Genomic DNA, 26,376 nt, shown 5'->3' on the forward strand with positions numbered 1-26,376 from the left:
ACGAGAGTCCGCGAGCAGAAGACGCGGCCATTTCCCCCGCATCGGCGCGTCACGACGCGCCGATGAAAATCTGCGCCCCCGAGGAAGAGAGAGAGGTTCTCATGTCGATACGCAGTTTCAAGACGCTCGCCGGATTAGGACTGACGGCGTCGGTCTTCGCGGGAGCGGCGCATGCCGCCTCGCTGCAGGAGGCGGCGACGCTCGCCTCCGCCGCCAGCGTCAAGACGCTGGAATTCGCCGGCGCCGGCCATTGGCGTCAATTCGGCCAGGCTCCGGTTCCCGGCGGCGATTGGCCGAAGTTCGACGTCTCCGCCTATAGCGCGGCGATCGATTTCGATAAGGTTGCCGAGCGCGTGCTCGTCACCCGCTCGCAGACGCCCGACGGCCGCGCCCGTCCGGCGCCGGTCGAGCAGAAGCTCGAATGGTTCATCGTCGGCGACAAGGCCTGGAATGTCGCGCCGCCGCAGGGCGCGGCTCCGGGCGCCGCTCCGGTGGCGACGCCGGCTCCGGCCGCCGTGGACGAGCGCGTCGCCGAAATCTGGGCGACGCCGCAGGGCTTTCTGAAAGCCGCGCTCGCCAATAACGCGAAATCGGAGACGGCCGGCTCCGGCGTCGAGGTCTCCTTCGCCATTGGCGCGCGCCGCTTCGTCGGCGCGATCGGCGCCGATAATCATGTGTCGGCGATCAAGACCTGGATCGACACGCCGGTGCTGGGCGACACGCTGATCGAGACGCATTTCGCGGGCTATAAGGATTTCGGCGGGCTGCATTTCCCGGCCGAGATTCATCGCAGCGAAGGCGGCCACGAGATTCTGCATGTCAATGTCGCCTCGGCCAAGGCCAATGGCGCAGTCGATATAGCGGTTCCCGCCAATGTCGCGAGCGCGCCCGCGCCCGTCGTCACCGTGGCGTCCGAGAAGCTCGCCGATGGCGTCTTCTATCTCACCGGCGGCACGCATCACAGCCTCGCCGTGGAAGAGAAGGACCATGTCGTGCTGATCGAGGCGCCGCTGAGCGAGGAGCGCTCGATCGCGCTGATCCAGAAGATCGGCGAGATCATTCCCGGCAAGCCGGTGAAATATGTGGTCAACAGCCATGTGCATTTCGACCACTCGGGCGGTCTGCGCACTTTCGTCGACGCCGGCGCGACCATTGTGACGCAGGACATCAGCAAGGCCTATTACGAGAAGGCCTGGGCCGCGCCGCATACGCTGCGTCCCGATCGTCTCGCGGCCTCGAAGAAGGCGGCGAAGTTCGAGACCTATGAGCATAAGCACGCGCTCGGCGACCTGCATGCGATCGAGATTCATCACATCGCCGGCAGCGGCCATTCGGATGATCTCGCGCTCGTCTATCTGCCGAAGGAGAAGCTGGTGATCGAGGCCGACGCCTATACGCCGGCCGCGGTCGGCGCGCCGCCGCCGGCGACGCCCAATCCGTTCTCGGTCAATCTCTACGACAATATTCAGAAGCTCCATCTCGATGTCGAGCGTATCGCCGGCCTGCATGGGCGCGTCGCGACCATCGATGAGCTGCGCGCGGCGATCGGCCTGAAGAAAGCCGCCGCCAATTGAGAAAAAGCCCCGGCGGCGCGCTGGCGCGGTCGGGGCTCGCGGTCATTCCGAGCAGGAAGACGCCGGGCCTATAGGCCCGGCGTCTTTCGGTTTTTGTTCAGCCCATTCCGGCGGTCTTCAATATCGTTCGCGCATCGATGAGGGCGGCTTCGACGCCCTCGTTTCTGTCGAGCGCTTCGACGAGCTGCTTGAGGCAGTCGATCGCCGTCGGCTCGAAGAGGCGCTTGGTCGTCAGATTCTGCTCGCGTGATTCTTCGACGGCGCGCAGGATCGCACGGACATGGCGGAGCTTATCCGCCAGCGGCTCGCTGCTCGGCTGCTTCGCGGCCTCGTTTTCGGAATGGGAAGGGAGCGGACGCCGTCGGGCGGGCTCCTGCTTTGGATCATAATTGATCGATGGATCGTTTTTCTTGTTCATCGTCTATTTCACTGTGTCATTTTGGCGCGGTGATCGAGAGCTCCACAACGCAAGCCTCTCAAGGTGTTGAAGATACTAAATATTTTTACAGGGATGGAGAGTTTGTCGATTTCAAAATGAAACGTGCGCTCTATCCCGTTAACCTTAACGCAAGCGCTATGCCTCCAAATCCCATAAATGGAGGAAATATCGAAAATTACGCGAAATCAAAGACGCGAGGCGTCCCGATCGACTGCGCCGTTTTGCGACATGCGCGAATAAAATACAATCTATAGTTGTGTAGCATCAGTATTTGCGCGAGGCGCCGGCGGCTTTTCGATCGATCGCCTGCGACAGCTCGGCGAGCAATTTGCGGTCGCCGGCCTTGCGCTCGATCTGGATGAAATCGACCGATCCCAATGGCGGCAGTCGCGCGTCCTCCTCGCAGGCGGCCAGCTCGCGCGGGATCAGCGTGCTGGCGTGCGCCATCATGCCGAGGCCTATGCCGGTCGCGGTGGCGAGGCCGTTGAGATCGCCGCTGGTGCAGGCGATGCGCCAGGGAACGGCGGCCTTCTCCAGCGCCGTCAGCGCCATGAAGCGCGTGATGCTCGGCGGCGGATAGAGCACGAGCTGCGCCTCGTCGTGACGAAACACCGGCTCCGTCGTCGCCGCTGTCCAGACGATGCGGTCGCTGAACACGAGCCGTCCCCGATCGCCATCCGGCCATCGCTTGCACAGCACGAGATCGAGCCGGCCTTCGTCGAAGGCCGTCAGCAGATGATTGCTGAGCGCGATGGTGAAATCGAGATCGACGTCCGGATGCGCCTCCATGAAGGGCCGGATGATGTCGCCGAGCCAGCCGATGGCGAGATCCTCGCAAGCGCCGAAACGCAGCGCGCGCCGCTTGGAGGATTGCCCGAAATGCCGTTTGGCGCGCGCGTTGGTCTCGAGGATGGAGCGCGCGAATTCCAGCATGGCGCGGCCATGCTCGGTCAGCGCGTTGGAATGCGTGTCGCGCTCGAACAGCTTCTGCCCGGCGAATTGCTCGAGCCGCTTCACATGCTCGCTGACGCTCGATTGCGAGAGGCCGAGCTGACGTCCCGCCTCGGAGAAGCTCCTCACCTCGGTGATCGCGACGAAAGTGCGCAGATGGATCGGATCGAGCATTGGCGCAGCCATCGGAATTTTCGATAGCTGTTATCTAATCATCGGCCATTCCGATTTGCAACGCTTCTGCGGATACTTGGTTTTGTAGAAAAATTTTCGCTTCGCCCTCGAAGGCGAGGCAGGAGGAGGAAACAATGTTCAAGAGCCGCCGTGATTTCCTGGGTTCCGCTGCTCTGGCGAGCGGGCTGGTGACATTCTCCAGCGTCGCCGAGGCGACCGACAAATATCTCGCCAAGGCCGGCGACGGCGGCTTCGGCCGTCAGGCGGTGGGACTGCCGCCGGGCGACGCCGTCGCCTATCACGATCCCAAAGAAGTCGCGGCCATGCCGGACTTCAAATTCTCGCTCGATGGCAATAAGCCGAAGGTCACTTCCGGCGGCTGGGCCAAGGAGGCGACGGTTCATCAATTCCCGATCAGCAAGGGCATCGCCGGCGTTCACATGTATCTCGAGCCCGGCGCCTCGCGCGAATTGCATTGGCACGCAATCGCGGCGGAATGGGCCTTCGTCATAGAGGGGCGCTGCCAGACCGTCGTGATCGAGCCGAGCGGCGCCAGCGAGATCAATAATTTCGAGCCCGGCGATCTCTGGTATTTCGCCAAGGGCCATGGCCATTCGATCCAGACGGTCGGCGACAAGCCCTGTCACTTCATCCTGTCCTTCGACAATGGCGCCTTCTCCGAGCACGGCACATTCTCCATCACCGATTGGATCGATGTGACGCCGAAGGAAATGCTCGGCCTCGAATTCGGCCTGCCGAAAGACCTGTTCGACGCTTTTCCCAAGGGCGAGGCCTATATTCAGTCCGGCCCGATATTGAAGGCCTCGGATGCGCTGGAGGCGCCCTGGCCGAAGGAGTCGACGCATAAGTTCCGCCTGCTGCGCGATCCGAAAGCCGCGCGTGATTTCGACGGCGGCAGCTTCCGCCTCGCGACGATCGACGAGTTCCCGGCGCAAAAGACCATGTCCGGCGGAATAATGACGCTGCCGCGCAACGGGCTGCGCAAGCTGCATTGGAACGTGAACGCCAATGAATGGCACTATTATCTGAAGGGCAGGGGACAGGTCGCGATCTTCGGCTCCGGCGGGCGCGGCAAGGTCGCCGAATTCGGACCCGGCGACGTCGCCTATATTCCGCAGGGCTTCGGCCATGCGATCCGCAACATAGGCGATGAGGATCTGGAGATCATCCAGACCTGGGACAATCCGAAATTCGAGGAGATCGACCTCGACAAATGGGTGCAGTCGAGCCCGCGCTATTTGCTCGGCAATAATTTCACCGGCGTGCCGGAGGCGACCATCTCGCAATTGAAGCGCGGCTGATCCTTCGACGAGACGGCGAGCCGTGCGCGGCTCGCCGCTTCGCCATTTTTGCGAATGGAAAGGATGGCCCATGCTCGCCCATAGACGCAATTTTCTCGAGATCGCCGCCTGGGGAGTGGTCCATTTCTCGACTCTCGCCGTCGCCGTCTCGGCTGAGCGGCTGACCGTCAAATCCGCTCACGCCGCGGAGGCTCATGCGGCCCATGCGGCGACCGCCCCCGGCGCGACGATGGAGTTTCGCTTTCCGCTCGACGCCGGCCGTCCGCGCGTCGCCTCCGGCGGCTGGGCGAAGGAAGTCTCGGTGCGCGAGTTTCCGATCGCGCATAGCATGGCCGGCGTGCACGCCTTTCTGGACGCCGGCGGCTCGCGCGAACTGCATTGGCACGCCACCGCGGCGGAATGGGCGCTGGTGCTCGGCGGGCGTTGCCAGACCGTTGTCATCGATCCGAGCGGCGCGAGCGAGATCAATAATTTCGAGCCCGGCGATCTCTGGTATTTCGCCAAGGGCCATGGCCATGCGATCCAGACCATAGGCGACGAGCCTTGCAACATTTTGCTGGTCTTCGACGACGGCCGCTTCACGCCCGACGCCAGCGCTTTCTCCCTCACCGATTGGATCGATCTGACGCCCAAGGATCTCCTCGCGCAGGAATTCGGCGTTCCGAAGGATATTTTCGACGCTTTCCCGAAAGGCGAGACCTTCATTCAAGCAGGTCCGATCCTGCGTCCGGAAGATGCGCTCGAGGCGCCATGGCCGAAAGAGTCGACGCACAGATTCCGTCTGACCCGCGAGACGAAAGCCGCGCGCGATTTCGACGGCGGGAGCTTTCGGCTGGCGACGGCGAAGGAGTTTCCGGCCTCGACGACAATGTCCGGCGGGATCATGACGCTGGAGCCCGGCGCGATGCGCAAGCTGCATTGGAACGTCAACGCCGACGAATGGCATTATTATTTGCGCGGCAAAGGCCAGGTCGCGATCTTCGGCTCCGGCGGACGTGGCAAGGTCGCGGAATTTCGGCCCGGCGACGTCGCCTATATTCCGCAGGGCTTCGGCCACGCCATTCGCAACATAGGCGACGAGCCGCTGGAGATCGTCCAGACCTGGAACAGCGGCGCCTTCGAGGAGATCGACCTCGATCAATTCGCGCGCGCCGCGCCGCGCCATCTGGTCGCCAATAATCTCGCCGGCGTGCCCGGCGCGACGATCGACGCGATGCGGAGACCACGCTCGTGACAGCGTCGAAAGGCCGCGCATAGATTGCGCGTCTTTCGGCTTATAGCGGAGCCGGGCCGGGCGCTGTGAAAGGCGTGTCCTATGCAGAAAATCTACAGCAAGGAGATCGTCGCCGCCCGCAAGGCGGCGCTCACGGAGGCGATCGTCGCGCTGAAGGCGCGCGGCGTCACGCCCAAGCTCGCCGCCGTGGTCTGCTCGTCCGATCCGGCGGCGCTGAGCTATGTCGCCGTCAAGCGCAAGCACGCTGAGGAAGTCGGCGCCGCTTTCGAGGGCGTCGATCTCTCGCATGCCGGCTCCTATGCGGATATAGCCGCGCATATGCGCGATCTCTGCGCGCGCCCCGATATTCACGGCGTCATCGTGGTGATGTCGTCCAAGCCCGAATTCGATGAGATCGACGTGACCAATCTCATTCCGGCGAATAAGGACGCGGATGGGCTTTCGGTCGGCAATCTCGGCGCGCTGCTGCAGAACGGGCCGCATCAGCGCTTCATCGCGCCGGCGACGCCGCGCGCCTGTATCGCCATGGCGGAGACGGAGGGGAAGCTCGCCGGCAAGACCGTCGCCGTCATCGGCCGCGGCCGCACGGTGGGCAAGCCGCTCGCCAATATGCTGGTCAACGCCGGCGCCACAGTGACGATCTGCCATTCAGCGACGCCGGACATTCCGAAATTTTCGCGCGCGGCGGATATCGTCTTCGTCGCGACGGGCCGTCCGCATTTCTTCGGGCGCGACTATTTCTCGGAAGGCCAGCTCGTCGTCGACGCCGGCGTCGGCTTCATCGACGGCAAGCTCGCGGGGGATGTGGAAGTGGCGGCGCTCGAGGATCTCGACATTCGCCTCACGGCGGTTCCTGGCGGCGTCGGACCTCTCACCTCGGTTCTCATATTGGAGAATCTTCTGCTGCTGATCGCGCATGCCGGAGAATAATTGCGACAATCGGTCCGATGCATTTACAGAAATTCGGCGCCACATTCATGTGCATGGCGCCGGCCCTGCGATCCCGCCCGGGAGCTTACGGTAACATTCCGAGGCTCGAAGGTGCGCATCCGGGAGAGCAGGGGGCGTCGCCGTGAGGGCGTTGGTCCGCAACTTGCCTGTTGCGGCGGGAAGCTTCTTGAAACGAGGGGGATCCCGATGGCGTTCACCTTTATCTGCAACACCAGCGCCGTGAGCGAAGGGGCGATGGGCCTCTTTCAGGCCGGCCGCAAGAGCGTCCTGCTGGTCTGGCCGGCCGGCGGCGAGCTGAAGGCTTTTCGCGGCCGTTGTCCACATGCCGACATGCCGCTCGACGAAGCGAGCTTCGACGGCAAGACCGTGCTCTGCAATTATCACAATTGGGGCTTCGACAGCGTCAACGGCAAATGCGTGACGCATCTCGTCCGCAACGCCCTGCACCCTTATGAGCTGAAGATCGAGGGCGACGAAATCCAGGTGGATCTCGGCGCGGCCAAGGTTGCGCGCACGCCAGCGTGAGCCGCCGCCCGGCATTTTGGCAGGGTTGTTGCTTCAAATTCTGAAACAGGAGCGACAGCCGTGCCCGAGACGCGAAACATCACGACCGAGAAAGATTTCGAGCATCCGGTCGACGCAGTCTGGCGCGCCATGACGGATTCGGAATGGCTCGCCGTCTGGTTTTTCCCCAATGATATCCGGCCCGAGGTCGGACATTCCTTCACCATTTGGAGCCGCCCGATCGAGCGTTGGGATGGCGAGTTCCAATGCAAGGTGCTCGAGGTCGTCCCCGGCGAGAAGCTCAGCTTCCGCTGGAAGGGCGGTCATGAGGAGCTCAAGGGATTCGGTCACTATATGGATGTGACCGTCACCTGGACGATCTCCGCTCTGCCGAATGGCGGCACGCATTTCCACTTCGTCCAGGAGGGGATCTCCACCGACCCGACCTCCGACGCGCTCTATGACATCATGCTCAAAGGCGCGGACAGCGTGATGCGCAGCCTCGCCAAGCGAATTCCCGATCTGCTCGAGCACGAGCCCTGATCTTCTCGCGGCCTCGGACACGCCGGCTCGGCGTCCGCCGGCTGGCGGCCGTATTCCCTCAGGCCCGGTTGAATGTGACTGCGTGATCGCGGCGCTCTGGACGATGCGGCGCCGCCGGGGCTAAGGCTCCGGCGGCGCCGTCGTCTGTCGATGACTTGCGCGCGGCTATGGCGCGGCGCTGCGTCAAAGCTTAAAAAGCTGGGCGCTCGTCTCGCGCACATCGACGAACCGGAGGGCAAATGGAGGAGATCGCCGCATCCATCGGCAATTACGTCGGCATTTCGGCGCCGACCGCCCGCCTCGCGATCGGTCATATTTTCGCGTTTCTGGAGAAGCGCGACGCCGCCATCGGCGCGGAGCTGATCGCGCGCGTTCCCGGCGGCCGCGAGACGGTCGAGGCGGCGCTCGCCGCGCCGCGCCGCGGCCTGCTCGGGCTGGCGCTCGGCGGTCTCGGGGCGCTGGTCGGGAAAAATCAAAAAGACGTGGTGGAGCTGACCTCGCGGCTGACCAGCATGGGGCTCTCCGCCGCGCAGCTGCAGAAGCTCGCCAAAGCGGTCTTCGTGCTCGCCGAGCAGGCGGTCGGCCGCCCCAAGCTGCAGACCATCACCGATACGATTCCGGGCTTCTCGAAATTTCTCTGGCCGAACGGCTGACGGAGCCGCTCGCCGCTCGTCGCGTCTTGGCGGGCGCTGGCGCAGCGGCTGCAGAGGCGGTGGGCGCAGCCTCCTGTCGGGGCGGCGTCGAGCCTGTGGCCGTCAGATCGATGTCTTCGCGCTCCGCCTTTTGCAGAGGCGCCGCGGGCTGCAATCCCACCTGCCGAATCGTCGGCCGGGTCTCCTCGGCGGCGATCGCGGCCGGCTCGGTCCGCGTCGCGTCGAGATAGGCGCGTCCGGCGAAGAGCGGCGCAGCGAGCGTCGCGACGACGAGGACGGCGCGCGCGAAGGGCGATTTGCGCGGCGCCGCGGGCTCGCTGGCGCGCGCAGCCGATCGCGCCGCCAGAACGAGATCGCTGGCGGTTTGCGGCGAGGCCTTACGGAATCTCTCTCCGTCCGCGCGATAATTGCGGCCGACATGAAAGCGCATGGAAATTCAGTCCTGTTTGGTCTGGCAATGGTTGCGGAGCTTAAGGGGTCAATGGTTAATTTTGATTCACCGTGAGACGCGCCGCCGGCGCCCCTACAGGCCGAGGCGTCCGGCCTTATATGACCGCCCATCGCAAACATGACGCTGGAGCGGCGACGCGATGACAGGAGACGTCCCGCAGAGCGTCGAACTATCGATTTGCGATCGGGAGCCGATCCATACGCCGGGTGCGATCCAGCCGCATGGCGTGCTTCTGGCCCTCGATCCGGACGATATGCGCATCGACCAGATCGCGGGCGACACGCAGGCGCTGCTCGGCGCCTCGCATAGCGCTCTGCTCGGCCAGAATGTGGAGGCGCGGCTCGGCGCGGTGGCGGCGACGCGGCTGACGCGCATCCTCGCCGACGAGGGGCCGCGCTCCTGCTTCGCCTTCGAGACGGAGGCGAGCGACGGTGCGGTCGCGCTCGAGGGCGTCGTCCATATAGGCGATGGCGTCATCCTCATCGAGCTGGAGCCGCGCCGCGCCGACGTCGAGCGCGATCCGCTCGGGCTCGTGCAAAAAATGCTCGCCGCGATGGCGTGCGCCGAGACCATAGAGGCCTATGCCGAGGCCATTGCGCGGGAGACGGCGAAGGCGACCGGCTTCGACCATGTGATGGTCTATCGCTTTCTGCCGGACGGCTCGGGGAGCGTCATCGCCGAGACAGCGGCGGAGGGCTGCGATTCCTATCTCGGCCTGCGCTTTCCGGCCTCCGACATTCCGCAGCAGGCGCGCAAGCTCTATGTGACCAATTGGCTGCGTCTCATACCGGACGCGCGCTACACGCCGGCGCCGATAGAGCCGGCGCTCTCGCCTTCGACCGGCCGTCCGCTCGATCTCAGCTGCAGCATTTTGCGCAGCGTCTCGCCCGTGCATTTGCGCTATCTCGCCAATATGGGCGTGCGCGCCTCCATGTCCGTGTCGATCGTCGTCGGCGGCGAGCTGTTCGGTCTCGTCGCCTGTCACCATCGCACGCCGCATTTCCTCGATCTGCGCCGCCGCGCCGCCTGCGAGCTGTTCGCGCAGATGATCTCGCTCGAGTTTCAGAGCCGTCTCGAGGGTGAGACGTCAAAGCGGCGCATGCGCGCGGGCGAGGTGCAGAGCCGTCTCGTCGGCGCCATGTCCGGCCGTGGCGACCTCGCCGGCGCGCTGCTCGGCGGACAGCCCAATCTGCTCGATCTGATCGAGGCGGACGGCTGCGCGGTTTGCATCGATGGCGAATGCGTGACGCTCGGCCGCGCGCCTTCCGCCGCGCAGATTGGCGCGCTGGTCGGCTGGATTCACGAGCATGCGCAGCAGGGCGTGCTCGCGACCGACCGCCTGCCGCTCTCCTATGCGCCGGCGGAAGCCTATTGCGACGTCGCCTCCGGCGTGCTCGCCCTCGCCGTCTCGCGCGCGCCGAAGGATTATGTGCTGTTTTTTCGCGGCGAGCTGCGGCAGGTCGTGCGCTGGGCGGGCAATCCGGCCAAGGCGGTGGAGGCGGATGGCGAGACGCTGACGCCGCGCGCCTCCTTCGAGGCCTGGGAGGAGACAGTGCGTCTGCAATCGCGCGCCTGGAGCGACACGGAAATCGAGATCGCGCGTTCGCTGCGCTCGTCGATCCTCGAGGTCTTCGTCCATGCGCTCGATCTCGCCCTGCGCGAGCGGCAGACGGCGCAGGCGCGTCAGGATTTTCTGATGGCCGAGCTCGAGCATCGCGTGAAGAACACGCTCTCGGTGATTCAGTCGCTGGTGCGCTTCACGGCGCGCTCCTCCGCTTCGCTCGAGGAGTTCAACGCGACATTGCAGAGCCGGCTGCTGATGATGGCGCGCGTGCAAAATCTGCTCACGCAGAGCCGATGGGAAGGCCTGTCGATCCGCGCCATCGTCGAGGACGAGCTCGCGCCCTTTCGCCAGGCCGAGGCGAACGCCTGCCACATCAGCGGCGAGCCGATCGCCTTGAAGCCCAAGGCGGCGCTCGCCGTCAGCATGGCGATCCACGAGCTCGCCACCAACGCCGCCAAATATGGCGCGCTCTCCACGCCGGGCGGCATGGTGCGCATCGATTGGCGCCGTCGCCGCGAGAAGGGCGCGGAGAACGTCGAGCTGAGCTGGAAGGAGAGCAAAGGCCCGAAGGTCGCGCCGCCGGAGCGCTCCGGCTTCGGGCGCATGCTGATCGAGCGCACGCTGGCGATCGATCTCGGCGGCGCGGCGGAGCTGAGCTTCGCCGCGAGCGGCGTCCAATGCCGCTTGCGCATTCCTGTCTCGCAGATCGCCTTCGCCAAGGGGCCGCGCGAGAGGGAGAAGCAGTCGCAAGGCGGAAGCGCCTGCGAGCCGCCCCCGCGAGCCCTGTCGCATCGCCGCGTTCTGCTGGTCGAGGACGCCGCGCTCGTCGCGCTCTCCGTCCGCGAGCTGCTGGAGGAATGGGGTATGGAGATCACGCATAGCTGCGCCACTGTCTGGGACGGCCTGCGCGCGGCGCTGCGGCCCGATTTCGACGTCGCTCTGCTCGACATAGATCTGGACGGCGAGCCGGTATGGCCGGTCGCCGATGCGCTGGCCCAGGCGCATGTCCCTTTCGTCTTCACCACGGGCTTCGAGAGCCGCATCGTGACGCCCGCGCGCTTCGCCGGCCGTCCCGTCGTCACCAAGCCCTATGCGCCGGAGAAGCTGGTGGGCGCTCTCTCGCGCGCAATGACGCAAGAGGCCTCGACACGCGCGGCCTCGCGGCGGCAGGCGTCGCGCGCGTGAGCGCCGCGGGCGAGATCGTCTCGCCGGCGCGAGCGGCGCTGCGCAACGCGACACGGGCGGCGCATCTGCGGCTGCATGCGCATCCCACGCTGGCGGCGCTCGCCGCGGGACGGATCGCGTCGTCGCAATATCTGCGTTTGCTGGCGCGGCTCTACGGATTTCATCTGCCGTTCGAGCGCGCCCTGATCGAGGCCGCGCTCTGCCATGGCGTCGATCTGCGCATCGACGCCCGCGCGCATCTCCTCACGCGCGATCTTTTCGATCTCGGCGCGAGCGGCGAATTCATCGCGCATCTGCCCCTGGCCGAAGCGCCGGCGCTCGGCGGGCCGGGCGAGTGGCTCGGCGCGCTCTATGTGCGCGAAGGATCGAGCCTCGGCGCGGCCTTTCTCGCCGCCGCGCTCGATCCGCTGCTCGGCGCAGGGTGCGCGCGCGGCCGACGCTTCCTCTCCGGCGGCGAGACGGAGGATTGGCGCCTCTGCTGCGCGGCGCTGGAGGCGGGCGCGGCGCGCGGCCTGCTGCCGGCGATGATCGACGGCGCGCAGGCGAGCTTTCACGCGCTCGAGCATTGGCTCGCCGATCACGAATAGACGCGGCTCATTGCGCCACGACGGCGACGATGCGCGCCGGCCCGCCGGTGCCGCCGGAAATCTTCATCGGCAGAGCGAAGACCACCGCGCCGGTCGCCGGCAATTTGTCGAGATTGTCGAGATTCTCGAGCCCGGCGGCGTCGGCGCCGGCGACGATTCGATGCACCAGAAAATCCTGCGACGGCCCATTATCGACGCTCGCCGTATCTATGCCGATGAGCTTGGCGCGGCGATCGACGACGAGCAGCGCCGCCGCCTGCGCGCCAAAGCCGGGGAAGTGCAGATGCGAGGCGTCGCCGGGTGTATCGTCGCCGAGATAGGATTTACGGTCACTCCAGCGCGCGCTCCAGCCGGTGCGCAGCAGCACGATCGCGCCTTGCGGAATGCGCCCATGCGCTCCCTCCCATTCGGCGATATCTTCCGGCGTCAGCGTGTAATCTGGATCGGCGGCGGCCTTGGCGCTCACATCGATGACGAAGGCCGGCCCGACGAAGCGATCGACCGGAATTTCGGCGCTGGTCCAATGGCCTCGAGCGAAATGCAATGGCGCGTCGAGATGCGTGCCGCCATGCTCGGGCGAGCAGAAGCTGTTCGCCGCATAGAAATAGCCGCGCTCGGTAAGGCCGTTGTGCAGCGATTTGAGTTCGAAGCCCGAGGGCGAGGTCGGCCAATAAATGGTTTTGGCGTCGAAGGGATGCGTCAGATCGACGATGGTCGATTTGGAGAGATCGAGGCTCTGGCCGAAGGCGGGCGCCGCGATCAGGGATGAGAGAGAAGCGGCCAGGACCAAGCCGCGGATCGGGTGATGCGCCATCGATCGATCTCCTCGCAAAGAGGAGCGATCCTGCCATGCGCGAAAGCTCCGGCTCAATCGTGTGAAGGCCGGAGCGATCCGATCAGGGCTCGAGGCTGCGCCAGCGGAACAGCAGGCCGGCCGTCAGTCCGCCGAGCAGCGGAGCCGCGAAGAACAGCCACAGCTGTTCCAGCGCCTTGCCGCCGACGAACACCGCCGGGCCGAGCGAGCGCGCCGGATTGACGGAGGTGCCGGTCACGCGAATGAGCGCGATATGGATGACGACGAGCGCGAGGCCGATGGCCACGCCCGCCGAGGCGGTGCCGCCATTGGTCGAGGTCGCGCCGAGGATGACGACCAGAAACAGGAATGTGCCGACGAATTCCGCCAGAAAGGCCGAGGTCGTCGAAATATTGCTCCATCCATTCTGACCGAGGCCGGCGACGGCGACGTCATATCCGCCTTCGCGGCCTTTCAATATCGCGTAGAGGATCGCCGCGCCCGCGATGGCTCCGAGACATTGCGCGATGATGTAGCCGATCAGATTGAGCGTCGAGAGCCGCCCCGCGGACCAGACGCCGATCGAGACCGCCGGATTGATGTGGCAGCCCGAGACCGGCCCGATCCCATAAGCGAAGGCCGTCACGGTGAGGCCGAAGGCGAAGGCGATGGGCAGCACGGCGAGCGGGCCGACGCCTTGCGTCGAGCTCAGCACGCCGCCGAGCTCGCCGAGCGTCACCGAGCCGCATCCGAGCAGCACCAGAGCGCCTGCGCCGATCGCCTCGGCGACATATTTCTTCATTGTCATTCCGCACCTGTCATTTCGTGAAAATCTAATCCGCATCTTGTAAAAGTCGGATCGTCGTCGAAAATCAGCATCGCCGATGAACTGGAAATGAATAATCGCGCGGCGCTCGATGGGAGGAAACGGAATGTCGGGCTCTTCGTCCGCTTTGACGCATTCGCTCGATGTTTCGGCGTCGGCGCAGGGGCCGCTTTCGGGCGCGCGCTTCGTCGTCAAGGAGAACATCGACGTCGAGGGCCTCGTCTCCGCCAATGGCCAGCCGACATGGGCGGCGACTCATGCGCCCGCCGCCATCAACGCGCCCGTCGTCGATCGGCTGCTCGCTTGCGGCGCGCGGCTGGTCGGCAAGGCGCATATGGACGAGATGGCCTATAGCCTGCTGGGCGCCAACGCCCATTACGGAACGCCAAAAAATCCCGCCGCGCCGGATCGCCATCCGGGCGGCTCCTCCTCCGGCTCGGCGGCGGCTGTCGCGGCGGGCCTCGCCGATTTCGCGCTGGGCACGGATACGGCCGGCTCCTGCCGCGCGCCGGCGGCCTTTTGCGGAATTTACGGATTTCGCTCCTCGCATGGCGCGATTTGCGTGAATGGCGTCGTTCCGCTCGCCGCCTCGCTCGACGTCATCGGCTGGTTCGCGCGCGATATCGATCTCATGGCGCGGGTCGGCGACACGCTGCTGCCGCGCGATTTCACGCAAGGCGCATTCGACGAGGCCGTCTTCCTCGACGAGACTTTCGCGCAATGCGACGCCGAGACCGCCGCGGCCATGGCGCCGGCGCGCGCCATCGTCGCGCAAGGATTTTCCGAGCGAGACGTAACATTGGGCGAGGAATTCTGGGCCGAGTCGCTGCGTCATTTCCGCAATCTCCAGGCCTATGAGGCCTGGGGCGCGCATGGCGCCTGGATCACGGCGGAACATCCACAATTCGGCCCCGGCATAGCGCAGCGCTTCGACATCGCGTCGAAAGTGACGCCTGCCGGCAAAGCCGAGGCCGACGCTTTTCGGCGCGATGGGCGCGCGCGTGTCTCCGCCATGTTCGGCGAGAACAGCCTCATCGTCGTTCCGACGACGCCTTTCGTCTCGCCACGGCTGGGCGAGAGCGAGGAAGCGCTCGACGCCAAGCGCTATCAAATGTTCCGCACGTTTCTCTTCGCCAGCTTCTTCGGCCTGCCGCAGATCAGCGTTCCGCTTTCGCGGCCCGCGGGCGCGCCGCCGCTCGCGATTTCGTTGATCGGCCCGCGCTGGTCGGACCGTCGGCTGATCGCCGCGGCGCGGGGACTTTCGGGGCTGTAGCCTTTTCCGCCAGCACATTGTCGACGCCCCAGCGGAACAAGAGCGCCAGCACCGGCTCCAGCGAGCGGCCGCGCTCGGTGAGGCTGTATTCCACGCGCGGCGGCACTTCCGCATAGACGTGGCGCGAGATCATGCGATCGCGCTCGAGATCGCGCAATTGCTGCGTGAGCGTGCGCTGCGTGATCGTTTTCAGCAGCCGCTGCAATTCGGAAAAGCGCTTGGTTCCATCGGCGAGACGGAACAGGATCGACGGCTTCCATTTGCCGCCGATGATATCCATCGCGCCCTCGATCGGGCATTCGTCATATTCTACGTGGCGCTGCTTGCGCATGGGGCAGTATCCAATATTGCCGTATGGGCGGCATATGTCAGTATATGCGAAATTTCTGCGTACTTCACCAATGAAAAGCGTTCCGCTACCTTCGCGTCGTCTTTGATCCTAGAGGAGCGCGACACGCTATGACCAACGCAATTTCTCCCGAGCTCTATTGGACCGTGCTGACCGCCGGCCTCGCCTCGGTCTTGTGGATTCCCTATATTCTACAGCGCATTTTGCAGCTGGGACCGATCGAGGCCTTCCGCGATCCTCTGCATGACGTCGCCACCAAGGCGCCCTGGGCGCAGCGCGCCAAGAGCGCCCATACGAATATGATCGAAAATCTCGTCGTCTTCGCCGTGCTCGCATTGACGATTCAGATCGTCGGCGGCGGCACCTCGGCGACGGCGCTCGCTGCGCTCTTGTTCTTCGCCTCGCGCGCCGCGCATTATGTCGTCTACACGCTGGGCCTGCCGTGGGTGCGCACGCCGATGTTCCTCATCGGCTTCTTCTGTCAGCTCACGCTGCTCTTCGCTGTTCTGGCGCGTGGGTGACATTTCCCGTCATTGCGAGCGGAGCGAAGCAATCCAGAGTCGTCGGGCGGCCCCTGGATCGCTTCGCTTCGCTCGCGATGACCGCTTTTTTTGGCGGCCTCAATCCGATCCATGCTCCACCGACAGCAGCTTCAAAATGCGCTTCGACAGCGAATCCCGCACGGCGCGATAGGATTCCATGATCGTCTCGCGCGAGCCGCTGGTCGCGGTGGCGTCGAGCGTCGGCCAATAGACGACGTCGACAGCCATGGCGCGCGTGAACTCCAGCGCCTTGTGATGCGACTCCGGCGACAGAGTCACGATGAGATCGAAGTTGGAATCTTCGAGATCTTCGAAGCTATGCGGCTTGTGGCGCGAGATATCGACGCCGATCTCGTCCATCGCCGCTATGGCGAAAGGATCGGGCTCGCCGCGCTTCAGCCCGGCGGAGGCGAAATAGATTTCGCGGCCGAAATAATGACGCCCCAGCGCTTCTGCCATGGGCGAGCGGACGGCGTTCTGCGTGCAGGCGAACAGCACGGCATGTGGCCGCGATACGAGTCCGCCTTCCTCCGGCATGGGCTCAGCCCTTCCAATGCAGGGCCGTGACCAGCGTGAAGAGGCGGCGCGCAGTGTCCGAGTCGCAGTCGATCTTGCCCTTCAGCCGTTCGGCGAGCAGGGCCGCGCCTTCATTGTGCAGCCCGCGCCGGCCCATGTCGATCGCCTCGATCCGGCTCGGCGTCGCGGTGCGGATCGCGGCGTAATAGGTCTCGCAAACCAGAAAATAGTCTTTCAGCAGGCGCTTGAAGGGCGTCAGCGATAAAATATGCGTGACGATCGTGGCGCCTGCCTCGTCGCGCACGTCGAAGACGAGCTTGGCGTCATGCAGGGCGATGACGAGGGCGTAAGGCCCGCCGTCATGCCCTTCCAGCGCGAAGCTGTTGTCCTCGATGAGATCATAGATGGCGATGGCGCGCTCATGCTCCTGATCCGCCGTGCCGCGCCCGATGGATGCCTCATCGAGCGTGACGGAGATCAGCCGCTTGGTCGCGCTTGTCGACACCTCACGCCCCGCGCTGATCGAGGCGCATGGCCACAGAGCGCGCATGCGCTTGCAGCCGCTCGGCGTCGCCGAGAGCGACGGCGGCGGGGCCGATCTCCTTCAGCGAGGCGGCGTCGCATTTCAAGATCGACGTGCGCTTCACGAAATCCAGCACGCTGAGGCCCGACGAGAAGCGCGCCGAGCGCGCCGTCGGCAGAACGTGATTGGAGCCGCCGACATAATCGCCGATCGCCTCGGGCGTATAGGCGCCGATGAAGATGGCGCCGGCGTTGCGCACCTTCGCCGCTAATTCCTCGGCGTCTTCCGAGACGATCTCCAAATGCTCGGCGGCGATGCGGTCGGCGAGCGGGATCGACTCGGCGAGGCTCTTGGTCACGATGATCGCGCCATAGTCGCGCCAGCTCTTGGAGGCGATCTCGAAGCGCGAGAGCGTCGCCAGCTGGCGCTCCACGGCGGCGGCGGTCGCCTCGGCGAAGGAAGGATCGTCGGTGATGAGGATCGACTGCGCCGATTCGTCGTGCTCCGCCTGGGCGAGCAGATCGATCGCCACCCAATCGGGATTGGCGGTCTTATCGGCGAGCACCAGAATTTCCGAGGGGCCGGCGATCATGTCGATGCCGACGAGGCCGAAGACGCGGCGCTTGGCGGCCGCAACCCAGGCGTTGCCGGGGCCGACGATCTTGGCCACGGGGCGAATGGTCTTGGTGCCATAGGCCAGCGCCGCGACGGCCTGCGCGCCGCCGACGCGATAGACCTCATCGACGCCGGCGCGCTTGGCGGCGGCCAGCACCAGCGGGTCGATCACCCCATGCGGGGCGGGGACCACCATCACCAGCCGATCGACGCCGGCCACCTTGGCCGGCACGGCGTTCATCAGCACGGAGGAGGGGTAGGAGGCGGTGCCGCCCGGCACATAGAGGCCGACCGATTCGAGCGCGCTCCAGCGCCAGCCGAGCTCGACGCCGGCCTCGTCCTTATAGCGCAGGTCCTGCGGCCGCTGGCGCTCGTGGAAGGCTTTGATGCGGGCGTGGGCGAGATCGAGGGCGGCCAGCGTCTCCTTCGGCACCTTGGCCTCGGCCGCGTCGATCTCGGCTTTCGTCAGCGCGATGCCGGTTTCGGCGAGGTCGATATGGTCGAAGCGCTTGGAATAATCGATCAGCGCCGCATCGCCGCGGGCGGCCACATCCTCGATAATGCCGCGGACGGTGTCGTCGACGTCCTGGGCGGCCTCGCGCTTCGTCGCCAGCAGCGCGGTGAAGCGCTCCTCGAAATCCGCCGCCGACGCATCCAATCGCCAAGTCATGTTCTTCTCCAACCGGTATTTCCGGTTGTCATGACCCTCCCTCGCCGTCTTCGTCAAGCTCATGTGACGGACAGGCCTTCGCGGCCCAGCGCGGTCCGAGGTCCTGGAGGCGGGCCTCGACGCATTCGACATCGAGCGAAATCGCCGCGCCGCCGGCGAAAACCAGCGTGACGACGCCCCCTGGCGGCTCGGCGGCGGGCTCGAAAGTGACGGCGAGAAGATCCAAAATCGCTTCGGGCTCGGCGCGGGGGATTTTGAGCTGGCGCACCCGCCGCACCCCGTCGAAATGGACGCCGGAATGGCAGCGCTCGCGTTTGCCCTGCTCGGCGGCGGCCCAATCATAGCGGCAGCCGACGAAGGCGAAACGCCGCTGCTCGGGCAGAAAGGCGATGTCCCCGACCCGCACCAGCGCATCCTGGAGCAGGGCGGAGAGGCAGGAGAGGTCCTCGGCGTCCATTGCCTGGAGCCTCAGACCATCGGACTGTGGCGATGACGAGCGCTTGAACATGGAGCGGGCCTCCTGTTCGAGCATATGGCGAGCGCCGTTTCGCTGCGCAACCGGGTCGGAGCTGGGGCGGGGCGCCGGGACACGTTCCGGTAAAAAAAAGATGAATCGGCTTTGGGCGGTGCTCGGCGGCTGAGCGCGGCTGAGCTTTTCCTCCGGCTTTGGACAGGCGCTAGGAGTGTTGTCGACCCCACTCGGCAAAACCCAACTCCCTCATCCTGAGGCGCTTTTTGCGGAACGCAAAAAGCCTCGAAGGATGCTCCAGAAGGCGCGGCGGCCCATCCTTCGAGACGGCCCCTTTGGGGCCTCCTCAGGATGAGGGGACTGTTTCCTTATCATACGCCAATTTTTTCGAAGCTCACGCCTTTGATCCCCGCTGCTTTGCAGGCGTCTTTCATGAGCTGATCGCAAAAAACCCTACTAACCATTTCGACGAGCCGGAAAAGATGCTCCGATCCGATCGCTTCCGGCCTGAACCGCAGGGAATAGGTTGGCGTCAACCCGTAGTTGAGCAAGCCGTTCATATCCTCGCGCGCCTTGAAGTCCTTCGTCGCCTCCGGGTCTATGACGTCTCGGCCGTATAGACATCGTGTGACGCTGCAAAGCCACAACTCCGATCCGGCCTCTCCCGACGGCAGAACCGTTTCGCATCTGCTGAATTCGCAGGCGCCGGGCGCGAATTGCTCCAATACGGCTTTCAAAGCAGGCGATACGTACCAAAATCCCTGCCTGTTCTCCAAATCGCGAAGCGGGCGCCCGAGACGCTTATCGATCAGGACTCTCGGGACCTCGAGATAATCGGGGAAGCGAAACGGATGTCTCGGCAAGACGCCATAGCCGTCGGGCCAGCCGATCGCCGGTGCGAGTCCTTTGGCGTCCTTTTGGAGCTTTTCAGAATTCAGGAGCTGGAGACCCGCCGATCTCAGTCCGCATATATCTTCGTCCATCGCATAATATTTCGGCCGCTTTCGCATTTTTTCAGTCCCGCGAGCATTCCTCTCGAGAATTCACGACGACGATGATCGGAGCATGTCCGTGCGTCGATCCCCTCGGCAAAACCAAAGCCCTCATCCTGAGGCGCTTTTTGCGGAACGCAAAAAGCCTCGAAGGATGCTCCAGAAGGCGCAGCGGCCCATCCTTCGAGACGGCCCCTTCGGGACCTCCTCAGGATGAGGGGATTGGTTTTGCGGCACGGATGGCCCGGGTTTCAGGCTATGCGCCCATTTTGTCGAAGCGCACGCCTTTGCTTCCGGCCGCTCTGCACGCGTCTTTCACGGACTGATCGCAAAATATGCTTCGTCCCAACTCGACGACGCGGAACAAATGCGCCGAGCCTATGGCTTCGGGTTTGAAACGTATCTTTGTCTGAGGATAGACGACATAGTCGACGAATCCATTCGGAGCCGGTCGAAGCGTCAACTCCTCGATCGCTCCGCAATCGATCACATCCTTGCCAAAGAGAAATCGCGTCGCCGAGCAGAGCCAATATTCGGGACCAGCGTCGCCGGACGCAAAGACCGTTTCGCATTCGCGAAATTCGCAGGCGCTCGGATCTATCTGCTCCAAAAGAGCCTTCATCGCGCGCGAGACGAACCAAAATCCATCTTGGTTCCGTAAATCGGCCAATGCTCGTCCAGGCTTCCCGTCCAAAAGAACGCGCGGCCTTTCGAGATAATTCGGGAATCGCCAGGGATGCCTCGGCAGGTTTCCATAGCCGTCTGGCCAGGCAGGCTTGGCGAGCAGCCAATTGCCGTCGCTCTGGAGATTCTCACGATTGACGAGATCAAAGATATATCCGCCATAGGCGTCATCGGAGTCGATATCATAATATTTCGGCAAAAGCTGCGTTCGATGTTTCATTGTTGCGGACCACTGTCAGCGCGGAATGGCGCGGCTCAAAACAAGGACCCCTGGCCGCCGCCGCCCTTGTCTTTTCCGCGCTTCGGCCGTGCGGTAGGGGCCGGAGCGGGCGACGCGCCGCCGGATTCCGCTTGCGCGGCGACATGGCCGTCGGAAAATTGCACATCCAGCCTCTGGCCCGGCGCGATGTCCGCCGCCTGCCGCAGCAGCGCGCCCGTCTCGTCGCGCACCAGAGCGAAGCCGCGCGCCAGCACCTGCTCATAGCCGAGCGTCTTGCGTAGCTGATCGAGCCGCTCGAGCCGCGCCTGCCGCTCGTCCAATATGCGGATGAAGGCCGAGCGCAGCCGCTGCTCGGCATGGTCGAGGCGCCTTTGCGCGCCTTCGGCCTCCCGGCGGGAGAGGGCGAGCCGGGCGGCGAGGCCCTGGCGCAGGCGCGCCTGGAGGCCCTTCAGCCGCTCGGAGGCGCGCGCCAGCTCCGCCTGCGGCGAATGGCGGGCCAGCACATGGGAGACGCGTGAGAGCGCGAGCCGCCTGCCGTCCAGCGCGCGGCGCAGATTGCCGCGCAGCCGCTCGCCGGCGCGATCGGCGCGCTGGGCGGGCGCGAGCAGCAATTGCGCCCCCGCCGGCAGCACGCGCTGCAGAGAGGCGAGCTGCCGGCGATTGGCGTCCAGAAGCCGCCGCTCCGCCCCGGCGAGGCGGCGGGCGAGCGTCGCCGTATGCTCCACTAGCTCGGCGCGCACCGGCACGCATTTTTCCGCCGCGCCCGTGGGCGTGGGGGCGCGCAGATCGGCGACGAAATCGATGAGCGTGGTGTCGGTCTCATGGCCGATCGCCGAGACCAGCGGAATGGCGCTCGCCGCCGCCGCGCGCACCACGATTTCCTCATTGAAGCCGAACAAATCCTCGAGCGAGCCGCCGCCGCGCGCGACGATCAGCACATCCGGCCGCGGAATTGCCCCGCCCACGGGCAGAGCGTTGAAGCCATCTATCGCCGCGGCGACCTCTGCGGCGCAGGTCTCGCCCTGCACACGCACCGGCCAGACCAGCACGCGGCGCGGAAAACGATCCAGCAGCCGGTGCAGAATATCGCGAATCACCGCGCCGGTCGGCGAGGTGACGACGCCCACGACGAGGGGCAGGAAGGGCAGGGGCTTTTTGCGCTCGGCGTCGAACAGCCCCTCGGCGGCGAGGCGCTTGCGCCGCTCATCCAGCAGCGCCATCAGCGCGCCGGCGCCGGCCGGCTCCAGCGTCTCGATGACGATCTGATAGGAGGACTTGCCTGGAAACGTGCTGATCTTGCCGATGGCGACGACCTCGAGCCCCTCCTGCGGCTTCACGCGCAGGCGCAGGAAGGTCATCTTCCAGATCACGGCGTCGAGGCGGGCGTTCTGGTCCTTGAGGCTGAAATAGACATGGCCCGAGGAATGCGGCCCCCGATAATTGGTGATCTCGCCGCGCACGCGCACATGGCCGAAGCGATCCTCCACCGTGCGTTTGAGCGCATTGGCGAGCTCGGAGACGGAGAGCTCCGGCACATTCGGCCCGGCGGCGATCGGCGGGGCGGGATCGTCGGCCTCTGGGGCGGGGGATTTGGCGGGACGCTTGGCCATGGGAGGAGATATGGCCGATTTTGCGCCGTCTCGCGAGGGGGCCTCGGCCCTCGTCCAGAGGATTGCGCGGGCTTCCGCAAAAAGAAAAGGCGCGAGGCTCTCGCGAGCCGCGCGCCCTAAGGCTTCGGAGAAGCGCTTCCGATCAGTATTTGCGGACCAGCGGGCCAGGAGGCGCCATCAGCATCGGCGGCGGCGCCATCAGCGCGTAGCGGAAGCCGAGGCGAATGTCGTGCGAGGAGACGTCGAAATACTGGCGCTCGCCCGCGCAGCCGGCGGCGGCGCAGCCGATCACATTGGTCTGGAACCTGCCCATGTCGAGATAGCGATAGCCGAGCTCGACCTTGAAATTGGGCGTGACGCTATAGGCGAGGCCCGCGCCGACGGCCCAGGCGAAATTGGCGCGGCTCGAATCCCGGGCGGCGCCATAGCCGCCGGTCTGGGGTCCGTAATCGGTGAGATTGTCGAGCCAGTTCACGGCGACGCCGACGCCGCCGCCGACATAGGGCGTTATGCCCCACCAGGTTCCGAGATCGACATAGCCATTGGCGAGAAAGACGGCCGCGCGATGCTGCGCATTGTAGATGTCTTGGCAGCGCGCGCCGACGAATCCGCAATTGGCGGTCCAAATGTCGGTGTAGCTTTGCGTCGAGCGATAATTGGAGGCGGTGCGATATTCACCGGTCACATCGGCGCGAAACCAGCTGTTGAACTGATAGCCGACGCCGGCGCCGATGAAGGCGCTGTCGCCGATCGAACGCTGCTCGAATTGCGGGGCGATCACCGTCACGGTCGGACTGAAGGTCGAGCGCAGATCGGAAATCTGATTGATGCCGACGCCGACGTCGCCGCGCAGATACCAGCCGCCGAAATCGGCGGGCGGCGGCGGCTCCACGATCGGCGGAGGCGGCGGCAGCAGCAGATCGGCGGCGAATGCGCCCGTGGTCATTGTCATGGCGGAAGCGAACGCGGCCGCTATGAAGAGGGCTCTCGTCTTGCCCATTTATGTCTTCCCTTCACGATAGAGGACCGCGGCGCGGACCCTTGGCGCTACGCCAATGTGAAGGAAGATTGAGCGAGAACGCTTAAAGTGGAGTTAACCTTACCGACGATGTACGTAGCCGTGCGTAGCGAATAGAGGGCGAACCGCTATTCGCTACTCGCTATTCCCTATTCGCTACTTGCTCTTCACGCCGCCTCCGCCCGCGTGAGCGCGTCGCAAATATCGTCCACGACGCTGCCGACGATCTCCGGATCGTCGCCTTCGCCCATCACGCGAATGACCGGCTCTGTGCCCGAGGGGCGGATGACGAGACGGCCCGAGCCCTCGAGGCGGCGGCGGCCCGCCTCGATCGCCGCGACGACGGGCGCCTGCTCCAGCGAACGCGGGCCGCGCGCCCGCACATTTTTGAGCACTTGCGGCAGCGGCTCGAAGCAGCGGCACACTTCGCTCACATTGCGATTCAGCTTCTTCACCGCGGCGAGCGCCTGCATGGCGGTGACGAGGCCGTCACCGGTGGTGCCGTAATCGGAGAGGATCACATGGCCCGATTGCTCGCCGCCGAGATTGTAACCGAGCTCGCGCATGCGCTCGATCACATAGCGGTCTCCGACGGCGGTGCGCTCGAGATTCAAGCCGAGCCCCTGCAAATGGCGCTCGAAGCCGAGATTGGACATGATGGTCGCGACGACGCCGGGCTTGGCGAGCAGCCCCTCGTCGCGCCAGCTGCGCGCGACCACCGCCATCAGCTGATCGCCGTCGATCACATGGCCGAGCTCGTCGACCATGATGACGCGATCGGCGTCGCCGTCGAGCGCTATGCCGACATCGGCGCGCATCTCGCGCACCTTGTCGCGTAGCGCTTGCGGGGCGGTCGAGCCGACGTCGCGATTGATGTTGAAGCCGTCTGGCTGGTCGCCGATGGTGATGACCTCGGCGCCGAGCTCCCACAGCGCTTCCGGCGCGACCTTATAGGCGGCGCCATTGGCGCAATCGAGCACGACGCGCATCCCCTCGAAGCTCATGTTCCGCGGCAGCGTGCGCTTGGCGTATTCGATATAGCGGGCGCGCACATCCTCGACGCGCTTGGCGCGGCCGAGCTCGTGCGGCCCGGCGAGCCGGCTGGTCAGATCGCGGTCGAGCAGCTTCTCGATCTCCGCCTCGGTCTCATCGGAGAGCTTATAGGCGTCCGGGCCGAACAGCTTGATGCCATTGTCCTCGTAGAGATTGTGCGAGGCCGAGATCATCACGCCGAGATCGGCGCGCATGGAGCGCGTCAGCATGGCGACGGCCGGCGTCGGCATGGGGCCGAGCAGCAGCACCTCCATGCCGACGGAGGTGAAGCCGGCGACCAGCGCATATTCGATCATATAGCCGGAGAGCCGCGTGTCCTTGCCGATGACGACGCGGTGGCGCCTCTCGCTGTCACGATTGAAGACGAGGCCGGCGGCCTGGCCGACCTTGAGGGCGAGCTCGGGCGTGATCTTCTGATTGGCGCGTCCGCGAATGCCGTCGGTGCCGAAATAGCTGCGCGTCATTGCTTGTCGTTCTCCGGGAAACGGCGGGGCGGCGACGCCCGAAAGGCGCGAGAGCCGCCGCCGCGCCAACTCGACCTCGAGATTGTGGGCGTTTTCGGTCCAAACGCCGACCCTGCGGGCATGATCGGAAAAGGATATGAAGAAATATCGTCATCCATACTGGCCGCTTCCATCGCCTTTCGCGTCCTGTGGTTAATGCGTATTCCCGAACGCGGCCCGGAACGCGCCGCGCCGCCGCTTCGCTCTGCGAGCGGACGGGGCTATGTTCGTGCAAGCTAACATGATCCGGGGGGCTCGATGAAGGTCGTCATCTATCATAATCCCGCCTGCGGCACGTCTCGCAAGGTGCTAGCGCGGCTGAAGGAGGCCGGGCTCGAGCCCGAGATCGTGCAATATCTGAAAACGCCGCCGGACCGAAAGACGCTGAAGGCGGTGCTGAAGCAGATGGGCAAGGGCGTAAGGGACATTCTGCGCAAGCGCGGCACGCCCTATGAGGAGCTCGGCCTCGGCGATCCTTCGGTGAAGGACGAGGCGATTTTCGACGCGATCGAGAAGAATCCGATTTTGATCGAGCGGCCGATCGTCGTCATCGGCGACAAGGCCGTGCTGTGCCGCCCGCCGGAGGCGGTCGAAGCGCTGCTCGCGTGAGCGGTCCGATCGGCGCGGCGACGTTCCTCGCCTATATCGGCGCCGCCTTCGCCGAGATCGGCGGCTGCTTCGCCTTCTGGGCCTGGGCGCGGCTCGGCAAATCGCCGCTCTGGCTCGCGCCGGGCGCGCTGTCGCTCTTTGCTTTCGCGTTTTTGCTCACGCGCGTCGAGGCGGAGGCGGCCGGCCGCGCCTATGCCGCCTATGGCGGCGTCTATATCGCCGCCTCGCTGCTCTGGCTGTGGACCGTGGAAGGCGTGTGGCCGGATCGCTGGGACGTCGCCGGCGCGGCGTTCTGCCTCGCGGGGGCGGCGTTGATCCTCCTCGGCCCGCGTGCTGGATAGTATGAGACGCTATCTCATTGATTGCGCGGAATCACGATGATGAACTCCCGGTTGCCGGCAGTTAGAGTCCGCCTCGTGATTCGTTCGCGTGCGTAGCGGAGACGCCATCATGGATTTGTTCGTGGTACTTGTTTCGATCGGCTGCGGCTTCTGGGCGGGCTACACTTTCCGGGAGCATATTTCGAGACGGCGCAGAATGCGTTGGCAGGCCGAGCAGCGTCTGGGGGCGAGGGCCTTCTATAGCGCCGTGTTCTGAAAAACATGGCCGTCGACAAAAAAGCCCGGCCCTTTTGGGGCCGGGCTTTTCCAATTCGAACCCGCTTCGATCACACCGGATGCGGCTCCAGACCGCCCGCGTCCGGCTCCGGCGAAGGCCGGGTGCGGCCCGTCGACGGCACCGGCGAGGGGCGGGCCGGCGGCGCGGCCGGCGGCAGATCCTCGCGCACGGGGCGCTTGCCTTGCAGCAGGCCGATCAGCTCCTCGCCCGTCAGCGTCTCGAACTCCAGCAGGCCATTGGCCAGCACGTCGAGGTCGGCGCGCTTTTCGGTGAGGATGCGCTTGGCGTCGTCATAGCCTTCCTGCACCAGACGCCGCACCTCCGAGTCGATCGTCTGCTGCGTCGCCTCGGAGAGCGTCTG

The 26,376-nt window shown here is 65.1% G+C and carries 28 protein-coding genes and 1 pseudogene; 14 read left to right on the forward strand and 15 right to left on the reverse strand.

The annotated features are described in order from the left end of the window. Positions 1-101: 101 nt before the first annotated feature. Positions 102-1,574, forward strand: a complete 1,473-nt coding sequence (locus tag EDE12_RS19225) for an MBL fold metallo-hydrolase (RefSeq protein ID WP_026598410.1) — start codon at positions 102-104, stop codon at positions 1,572-1,574. A gap of 97 nt (positions 1,575-1,671) precedes the next feature. On the opposite strand, the gene EDE12_RS19230 is transcribed toward EDE12_RS19225, so the two are convergent. After that, positions 1,672-1,992, reverse strand: coding sequence for a hypothetical protein (locus tag EDE12_RS19230; protein ID WP_026598411.1), 321 nt, complete (start codon positions 1,990-1,992; stop codon positions 1,672-1,674). 285 nt (positions 1,993-2,277) lie between these two features. Further along, positions 2,278-3,150 (reverse strand): LysR family transcriptional regulator, encoded by an 873-nt coding sequence (locus tag EDE12_RS19235; RefSeq protein ID WP_026598412.1) that lies wholly within the window; start codon positions 3,148-3,150, stop codon positions 2,278-2,280. A gap of 122 nt (positions 3,151-3,272) precedes the next feature. Between EDE12_RS19235 and EDE12_RS19240 the strand changes: the two genes are divergently transcribed. The 6 genes from EDE12_RS19240 (at position 3,273) to EDE12_RS19265 (ending at position 8,345) form a co-directional block, all read left to right on the forward strand. Next, on the forward strand, positions 3,273-4,460 hold the full coding sequence (locus tag EDE12_RS19240) for a cupin domain-containing protein (protein WP_024879600.1): 1,188 nt from the start codon (positions 3,273-3,275) through the stop codon (positions 4,458-4,460). 70 nt (positions 4,461-4,530) lie between these two features. Continuing rightward, positions 4,531-5,694: a cupin domain-containing protein gene (locus EDE12_RS19245; protein WP_026598413.1), complete on the forward strand. Its 1,164-nt coding sequence runs from the start codon at positions 4,531-4,533 to the stop codon at positions 5,692-5,694. 81 nt (positions 5,695-5,775) lie between these two features. Continuing rightward, positions 5,776-6,624, forward strand: coding sequence for a bifunctional 5,10-methylenetetrahydrofolate dehydrogenase/5,10-methenyltetrahydrofolate cyclohydrolase (locus tag EDE12_RS19250; protein WP_026598414.1), 849 nt, complete (start codon positions 5,776-5,778; stop codon positions 6,622-6,624). A 207-nt stretch (positions 6,625-6,831) separates the two neighbouring features. Next, on the forward strand, positions 6,832-7,170 hold the full coding sequence (locus EDE12_RS19255; protein WP_026598415.1) for a Rieske 2Fe-2S domain-containing protein: 339 nt from the start codon (positions 6,832-6,834) through the stop codon (positions 7,168-7,170). Between the two features lie 60 nt (positions 7,171-7,230). After that, complete coding sequence (locus tag EDE12_RS19260; RefSeq protein ID WP_024879604.1) at positions 7,231-7,692, forward strand: SRPBCC domain-containing protein; 462 nt, start codon at positions 7,231-7,233, stop codon at positions 7,690-7,692. Between the two features lie 239 nt (positions 7,693-7,931). Next, positions 7,932-8,345, forward strand: a complete 414-nt coding sequence (locus EDE12_RS19265; RefSeq protein ID WP_026598416.1) for a hypothetical protein — start codon at positions 7,932-7,934, stop codon at positions 8,343-8,345. Here EDE12_RS19265 and EDE12_RS19270 read toward each other — a convergent pair. Beyond that, on the reverse strand, positions 8,296-8,775 hold the full coding sequence (locus tag EDE12_RS19270; protein WP_026598417.1) for a hypothetical protein: 480 nt from the start codon (positions 8,773-8,775) through the stop codon (positions 8,296-8,298). The genes EDE12_RS19265 and EDE12_RS19270 overlap by 50 nt on opposite strands. Before the next feature lie 160 nt (positions 8,776-8,935). On the opposite strand from EDE12_RS19270, the gene EDE12_RS19275 reads away from it, so the two are divergent. Both EDE12_RS19275 and EDE12_RS19280 read left to right on the forward strand, forming a co-directional pair. Continuing rightward, positions 8,936-11,545 carry an HWE histidine kinase domain-containing protein gene (locus tag EDE12_RS19275; protein WP_026598418.1) on the forward strand — a complete coding sequence of 870 codons (2,610 nt, stop codon included), beginning with the start codon at positions 8,936-8,938 and terminating at the stop codon, positions 11,543-11,545. Continuing rightward, positions 11,542-12,132 carry a biliverdin-producing heme oxygenase gene (locus EDE12_RS19280; protein WP_051592431.1) on the forward strand — a complete coding sequence of 197 codons (591 nt, stop codon included), beginning with the start codon at positions 11,542-11,544 and terminating at the stop codon, positions 12,130-12,132. Before EDE12_RS19275 ends, EDE12_RS19280 begins: the two co-directional genes overlap by 4 nt. 7 nt (positions 12,133-12,139) lie before the next feature. On the opposite strand, the gene EDE12_RS19285 is transcribed toward EDE12_RS19280, so the two are convergent. Together EDE12_RS19285 and EDE12_RS19290 are read right to left on the reverse strand one after the other, a co-directional pair. Next, positions 12,140-12,946, reverse strand: coding sequence for a cyclase family protein (locus EDE12_RS19285; protein ID WP_026598419.1), 807 nt, complete (start codon positions 12,944-12,946; stop codon positions 12,140-12,142). Between the two features lie 82 nt (positions 12,947-13,028). Then, a complete protein-coding gene (locus EDE12_RS19290; RefSeq protein WP_026598420.1) occupies positions 13,029-13,727 on the reverse strand; it encodes an aquaporin in 699 nt (232 codons plus the stop codon). Between the two features lie 130 nt (positions 13,728-13,857). Between EDE12_RS19290 and EDE12_RS19295 the strand changes: the two genes are divergently transcribed. Continuing rightward, the gene (locus EDE12_RS19295; RefSeq protein ID WP_036290805.1) at positions 13,858-15,024 is read left to right on the forward strand and encodes an amidase; all 1,167 of its coding nucleotides are present in this window, start codon (positions 13,858-13,860) and stop codon (positions 15,022-15,024) included. Here the strand turns inward: EDE12_RS19295 and EDE12_RS19300 are convergent. Further along, on the reverse strand, positions 14,909-15,355 hold the full coding sequence (locus EDE12_RS19300) for a helix-turn-helix domain-containing protein (RefSeq protein WP_134188239.1): 447 nt from the start codon (positions 15,353-15,355) through the stop codon (positions 14,909-14,911). The genes EDE12_RS19295 and EDE12_RS19300 overlap by 116 nt on opposite strands. A gap of 128 nt (positions 15,356-15,483) precedes the next feature. On the opposite strand from EDE12_RS19300, the gene EDE12_RS19305 reads away from it, so the two are divergent. Beyond that, positions 15,484-15,894, forward strand: a complete 411-nt coding sequence (locus EDE12_RS19305; protein WP_051592432.1) for an MAPEG family protein — start codon at positions 15,484-15,486, stop codon at positions 15,892-15,894. Between the two features lie 99 nt (positions 15,895-15,993). On the opposite strand, the gene EDE12_RS19310 is transcribed toward EDE12_RS19305, so the two are convergent. From EDE12_RS19310 to glmM, 8 genes are all read right to left on the reverse strand, one after another. Then, complete coding sequence (locus EDE12_RS19310) at positions 15,994-16,452, reverse strand: arsenate reductase ArsC (protein WP_026598424.1); 459 nt, start codon at positions 16,450-16,452, stop codon at positions 15,994-15,996. 4 nt (positions 16,453-16,456) lie between these two features. Then, a complete protein-coding gene (locus tag EDE12_RS19315; RefSeq protein ID WP_026598425.1) occupies positions 16,457-16,936 on the reverse strand; it encodes a UPF0262 family protein in 480 nt (159 codons plus the stop codon). A 1-nt stretch (position 16,937) separates the two neighbouring features. After that, entirely contained in the window at positions 16,938-18,239 is a 1,302-nt protein-coding gene (gene hisD / locus EDE12_RS19320; protein WP_026598426.1) for a histidinol dehydrogenase, read from the reverse strand. Between the two features lie 28 nt (positions 18,240-18,267). Continuing rightward, complete coding sequence (locus tag EDE12_RS19325; protein WP_245275746.1) at positions 18,268-18,771, reverse strand: DUF2948 family protein; 504 nt, start codon at positions 18,769-18,771, stop codon at positions 18,268-18,270. Between the two features lie 308 nt (positions 18,772-19,079). Next, positions 19,080-19,691 (reverse strand): DUF1629 domain-containing protein, encoded by a 612-nt coding sequence (locus EDE12_RS19330; RefSeq protein WP_051592433.1) that lies wholly within the window; start codon positions 19,689-19,691, stop codon positions 19,080-19,082. A 948-nt stretch (positions 19,692-20,639) separates the two neighbouring features. Beyond that, a complete protein-coding gene (gene xseA, locus EDE12_RS19340; RefSeq protein ID WP_026598428.1) occupies positions 20,640-22,214 on the reverse strand; it encodes an exodeoxyribonuclease VII large subunit in 1,575 nt (524 codons plus the stop codon). 142 nt (positions 22,215-22,356) lie between these two features. Continuing rightward, entirely contained in the window at positions 22,357-23,214 is an 858-nt protein-coding gene (locus EDE12_RS19345) for an outer membrane beta-barrel protein (RefSeq protein ID WP_024879619.1), read from the reverse strand. Positions 23,215-23,399: 185 nt separating this feature from the next. Next, positions 23,400-24,749 (reverse strand): phosphoglucosamine mutase, encoded by a 1,350-nt coding sequence (gene glmM, locus EDE12_RS19350; RefSeq protein WP_026598429.1) that lies wholly within the window; start codon positions 24,747-24,749, stop codon positions 23,400-23,402. A gap of 297 nt (positions 24,750-25,046) precedes the next feature. Between glmM and arsC the strand changes: the two genes are divergently transcribed. The 3 genes from arsC (at position 25,047) to EDE12_RS21965 (ending at position 25,994) form a co-directional block, all read left to right on the forward strand. Further along, entirely contained in the window at positions 25,047-25,397 is a 351-nt protein-coding gene (gene arsC / locus EDE12_RS19355; RefSeq protein ID WP_024879621.1) for an arsenate reductase (glutaredoxin), read from the forward strand. An 8-nt stretch (positions 25,398-25,405) separates the two neighbouring features. Continuing rightward, the gene (locus tag EDE12_RS19360; RefSeq protein WP_026598430.1) at positions 25,406-25,738 is read left to right on the forward strand and encodes a YnfA family protein; all 333 of its coding nucleotides are present in this window, start codon (positions 25,406-25,408) and stop codon (positions 25,736-25,738) included. Between the two features lie 109 nt (positions 25,739-25,847). Continuing rightward, a complete protein-coding gene (locus EDE12_RS21965) occupies positions 25,848-25,994 on the forward strand; it encodes a hypothetical protein (RefSeq protein ID WP_157096409.1) in 147 nt (48 codons plus the stop codon). Between the two features lie 70 nt (positions 25,995-26,064). On the opposite strand, the pseudogene EDE12_RS19365 reads toward EDE12_RS21965, so the two are convergent. Further along, positions 26,065-26,376, reverse strand: a pseudogene (locus tag EDE12_RS19365) (cell division protein FtsH); the annotation flags it as partial.

The organism is Methylosinus sp. sav-2, from assembly GCF_004366495.1.
In the GTDB taxonomy this organism is placed as follows: Bacteria; Pseudomonadota; Alphaproteobacteria; order Rhizobiales; family Beijerinckiaceae; genus Methylosinus.

Coding starts and splice junctions, on each gene's coding strand:
- EDE12_RS19225 (WP_026598410.1), top strand. CDS start 102: ATGTCGATACGCAGTTTCAAGACGCTCGCCGGATTAGGACTGACGGCG.
- EDE12_RS19230 (WP_026598411.1), bottom strand. CDS start 1,992: ATGAACAAGAAAAACGATCCATCGATCAATTATGATCCAAAGCAGGAG.
- EDE12_RS19235 (WP_026598412.1), bottom strand. CDS start 3,150: ATGGCTGCGCCAATGCTCGATCCGATCCATCTGCGCACTTTCGTCGCG.
- EDE12_RS19240 (WP_024879600.1), top strand. CDS start 3,273: ATGTTCAAGAGCCGCCGTGATTTCCTGGGTTCCGCTGCTCTGGCGAGC.
- EDE12_RS19245 (WP_026598413.1), top strand. CDS start 4,531: ATGCTCGCCCATAGACGCAATTTTCTCGAGATCGCCGCCTGGGGAGTG.
- EDE12_RS19250 (WP_026598414.1), top strand. CDS start 5,776: ATGCAGAAAATCTACAGCAAGGAGATCGTCGCCGCCCGCAAGGCGGCG.
- EDE12_RS19255 (WP_026598415.1), top strand. CDS start 6,832: ATGGCGTTCACCTTTATCTGCAACACCAGCGCCGTGAGCGAAGGGGCG.
- EDE12_RS19265 (WP_026598416.1), top strand. CDS start 7,932: ATGGAGGAGATCGCCGCATCCATCGGCAATTACGTCGGCATTTCGGCG.
- EDE12_RS19270 (WP_026598417.1), bottom strand. CDS start 8,775: ATGCGCTTTCATGTCGGCCGCAATTATCGCGCGGACGGAGAGAGATTC.
- EDE12_RS19275 (WP_026598418.1), top strand. CDS start 8,936: ATGACAGGAGACGTCCCGCAGAGCGTCGAACTATCGATTTGCGATCGG.
- EDE12_RS19285 (WP_026598419.1), bottom strand. CDS start 12,946: ATGGCGCATCACCCGATCCGCGGCTTGGTCCTGGCCGCTTCTCTCTCA.
- EDE12_RS19290 (WP_026598420.1), bottom strand. CDS start 13,727: ATGAAGAAATATGTCGCCGAGGCGATCGGCGCAGGCGCTCTGGTGCTG.
- EDE12_RS19295 (WP_036290805.1), top strand. CDS start 13,858: ATGTCGGGCTCTTCGTCCGCTTTGACGCATTCGCTCGATGTTTCGGCG.
- EDE12_RS19300 (WP_134188239.1), bottom strand. CDS start 15,355: ATGCGCAAGCAGCGCCACGTAGAATATGACGAATGCCCGATCGAGGGC.
- EDE12_RS19305 (WP_051592432.1), top strand. CDS start 15,484: ATGACCAACGCAATTTCTCCCGAGCTCTATTGGACCGTGCTGACCGCC.
- EDE12_RS19310 (WP_026598424.1), bottom strand. CDS start 16,452: ATGCCGGAGGAAGGCGGACTCGTATCGCGGCCACATGCCGTGCTGTTC.
- hisD (WP_026598426.1), bottom strand. CDS start 18,239: ATGACTTGGCGATTGGATGCGTCGGCGGCGGATTTCGAGGAGCGCTTC.
- EDE12_RS19325 (WP_245275746.1), bottom strand. CDS start 18,771: ATGCTCGAACAGGAGGCCCGCTCCATGTTCAAGCGCTCGTCATCGCCA.
- EDE12_RS19330 (WP_051592433.1), bottom strand. CDS start 19,691: ATGGACGAAGATATATGCGGACTGAGATCGGCGGGTCTCCAGCTCCTG.
- xseA (WP_026598428.1), bottom strand. CDS start 22,214: ATGGCCAAGCGTCCCGCCAAATCCCCCGCCCCAGAGGCCGACGATCCC.
- EDE12_RS19345 (WP_024879619.1), bottom strand. CDS start 23,214: ATGGGCAAGACGAGAGCCCTCTTCATAGCGGCCGCGTTCGCTTCCGCC.
- glmM (WP_026598429.1), bottom strand. CDS start 24,749: ATGACGCGCAGCTATTTCGGCACCGACGGCATTCGCGGACGCGCCAAT.
- arsC (WP_024879621.1), top strand. CDS start 25,047: ATGAAGGTCGTCATCTATCATAATCCCGCCTGCGGCACGTCTCGCAAG.
- EDE12_RS21965 (WP_157096409.1), top strand. CDS start 25,848: ATGGATTTGTTCGTGGTACTTGTTTCGATCGGCTGCGGCTTCTGGGCG.